This is a genomic window from Pyxidicoccus fallax, from assembly GCF_012933655.1.
Taxonomy (GTDB): domain Bacteria; phylum Myxococcota; class Myxococcia; order Myxococcales; family Myxococcaceae; genus Myxococcus; species Myxococcus fallax.
Genome location: NZ_JABBJJ010000631.1, coordinates 1 through 2,938, shown reverse-complemented (window position 1 = coordinate 2,938; position 2,938 = coordinate 1). Strand labels below are relative to the sequence as shown.

The 2,938-nt window shown below is 71.3% G+C and carries 3 protein-coding genes; all 3 read right to left on the bottom strand.

What is annotated here, in order from left to right; translation table 11 throughout:
• Positions 1-208: 208 nt before the first annotated feature.
• Positions 209-1,075, bottom strand: a complete 867-nt coding sequence (locus HG543_RS52865) for an alpha/beta fold hydrolase (RefSeq protein ID WP_169352557.1) — start codon at positions 1,073-1,075, stop codon at positions 209-211.
• 84 nt (positions 1,076-1,159) lie between these two features.
• Positions 1,160-1,339, bottom strand: coding sequence for a hypothetical protein (locus tag HG543_RS52860; protein ID WP_169352556.1), 180 nt, complete (start codon positions 1,337-1,339; stop codon positions 1,160-1,162).
• Positions 1,340-1,550: 211 nt separating this feature from the next.
• The coding region (locus HG543_RS52855; RefSeq protein ID WP_169352555.1) for an AAA domain-containing protein at positions 1,551-2,938 on the bottom strand (1,388 nt) is incomplete at its 5' end.

The following is a 2,938-nucleotide window of genomic DNA, read 5'->3' as shown; positions in this document are numbered from 1 at the left end:
CTCCCCACCCTTCTCCCCACACGCACCCGCCTGGGCCCGGTGCGTGATCCACCGCGCGCTCTCCAATCAAATCGCGTACCAACGCGCGCGCGTGGAGCGCCCCCGTGAAATCGGGGGGTTGGGTGGGGTGGAACCTGGAAAGGAGGAAGGTGGGAACGCTCTTGCCCTGGAGGGTGAAAGAAGTTTCCCCACCTTTTTGGAGGGACTTTCAGGCCCTGTCGGTAACGAAGCCGGCGAGCGCCCGGGCCACGGCCTCGGGTTGCTCCATGTGGACGTGGTGTCCGCCAGGAATCATGAGCGGCGGGCCGACGAGCGTCGGCAGCGCGTCCAGGCGGCGCTTCAGCACCTCCTCGGGGGGCGCGAGGCCGTCACTGCCGCGGATGAGCTGCACGGGGCAGGTGATGCCCCCCTGCACGGCGAGCCACTGCGCCTCGTCGTAGGACATGCCGAAGCGGCGGCGGTGTCGCGGGTCGAACGTGAAGGCCACGCCGCCCTCGAAGGGCTCGGTGCCGTGGCGGGCCAACAGCAGCGCGGCGGCCTCCGGGAGCGTGGGGTTGTTCTCGCGCAGGCGCGCGGCGGCGTCCTCCACGGAGGCGTAGCGCTTGCGGTTCGGCGGCCGGTGCGAGTCGTTGAGGAACGAGCGCAGCCGCTCCAGCGCCACGGCGGGCGCGCCGGCGGACGGGCCCAGGCTCTCAATCAGCGACACGCTCTTCACGCGCTCGGGGCGCGCGGCGGCGTAGGCCAGCGCGACGATGCCGCCCAGCGAGTGCCCGACGAGGTGCACCTGCTTCAGCCCCAGCCCGTCCAGCGCCAGCTCCACGTCCAGGGTGTAGTCGCTGAAGTGGTACGTGGCGCCGCCGCCCACGTGGCCGCTTCGGCCCATGCCCCGGAAGTCCACCAGCGCCAGATGCCAGGCGGGCAGGTGGGGGAGGACGGGGTCGAAGCTGTGCGAGTGGTCCAGCCAGCCGTGGAGGAACAGGACGGCTGGCGCGCCGTCCACCGGGCGGTGGCGCACATGCAGGGCCAGGCCCTGGGCGTCGATGAAGCGGGACTCGGGTGCGGGGGCTGCGGGCACGGGGACCTCCTGCCCCCGTGCCTTATCGGGCTCTCGGACGAACCGCCACCCGCGCGTGTGGCCGCGGCGTCGGTGGCCGGGTCTTCAGCGCGACTCGGCCGGAGCCCGCGGCGGCCCACCGGTATCCGGACGGGACAGCACCATGGCGAGCTGACGTGCCTGGTTCTCCGTGGCGCAGCGGTACTCCTGCGTCTTGCCGTTGTCCTTCTCGATACGCAGAACCCAGACGTCGTTTTCCTTCGTCACCGTGTGTCGCTGAGACATGTGGCGGTTCCTCCCCGGCGGGGAGTGTCAGCATGTTTCATGCCGGATACGGATCTTGCGCCAAATGCCTGGATTTCCGGCACTGACGCGGGGTTCTCCGGGATCGGGGTGACAAAATTTGTGCAGCCCGACGACAATTCTGGCGCGGCGAGCCCGCACTCCTTGCGTAGTACCCGGGGGAGGGTTGACTTGGACTCGCGCTTGGAGTGCGTCAGAGATCCATGGCGTCGGGCCACTCCCAGGCGGAACGGTAGGCGCCGGTGGCCTGGGTGCCCTCGATGAAGCGCGCGTAGAAGGGGTGGCCGCTGAGGGTGGCGGAGTCGCCCACGACGAAGAGGTGCCGGCGGGCGCGGGTGAGGGCGACATTCATCCGGCGCAGGTCCGTGAGGAAGCCGAGCTGGCCCTCGCCATTGGAGCGGGTGAGGGAGACGAGGATGGCGTCCTTCTCGCGGCCCTGGAAGGCGTCCACGGTGTCCACCTCCACGTCGGGGTGGAGCGCCTCCACGCGCTCGCGCAGCCGGTGGGCCTGGGCGCTGTAGGGCGTAATCACGGCCAGCTCGCGGGGTGACAGCCCCAGGGCGAGCAGGGCGCGCACGCGGGCCTCGATGAGGTTCGCCTCGCCGTCGTTGAAGAGGCTCTTGGTGGTGGGCTCCACCTCCTCGTCGAAGCCCTTGCCGGCGGTGTCGAGGTAGAGGACGGGCGGGGCGTCCACCTCGGCGCCGGGGTTCAGCACCTCCGTCAGCGTGCGGTCCGCCACGGAGGGGTGGGCGCGCAATTCGCCGCCGTACATCTCGCGCGAGGGGAAGTCCATGATGCGCGCGTTCATCCGGTACTGCTCGCGGAGCATGCGCTTGACGCCCTCGCCGTGGTCCTTGAGCAGGCGCTCGAAGAGGCTCACGCCGAGGCCCGCCTTGGCGGCCTCCTGGGAGAGGACGGTGGGCGGCAGCTGCTGCGGGTCTCCGGCGAGGATGACCTTGGGGGCGCGTAGGAAGCCGAGCAGCGCGAGCGGCTCGGTGGCCTGGGTGGCCTCGTCCAGCAGGGCGAGGTCGAACTTCTCGTTGGAGAGCACGCCGGAGTCGAGGCTGGCGAGGGTGACGCAGATGACGTCGGCGCGCTCCAGCACGGCGCGCACGGCCTTCTTCTCCAGGGCGCGGGCCTCGTCGAGCATGCCCTTGGCCTCGGTGGTGGAGGCGCGGGCGTTGGCGAAGCGCTCGCGGCTGCGCCCCTGGCTGCGCTGGCGGCGGGCGTAGCCCAGTAGGGAGAAGGCCTCGTCGAAGAGGTCTCTCGACACGGCGCGGTCCGGGTGGTCCTCCACGACGATGTCGAGCGTGTGCTCCTGGAGGCGCGCGGCGACGCGGGCGGGGTGGCCCACGCGGATGGCGCGCAGGCCCTTGTCGAGGCACAGGTCCAAGAGGTGGTCCACGGCGGCGTTGCTGGCGGCGGTGCACAACAGGCGCTGCCCGCGGGCCACGGCCTGGGCGGCGATTTCGGCGAGCACGGTGGACTTGCCGGTGCCCGGGGGGCCATGGACGAGGAAGAAGTCCTCGGCGGCGAGCGCGCGGGCGGTGGCGTCGAGCTGCTCGGGGTTGAGGGGGCGGG

Bases quoted from the DNA above. Each gene is read 5' to 3' on its own strand.
- HG543_RS52860 (WP_169352556.1), bottom strand. From the start codon at position 1,339: ATGTCTCAGCGACACACGGTGACGAAGGAAAACGACGTCTGGGTTCTG.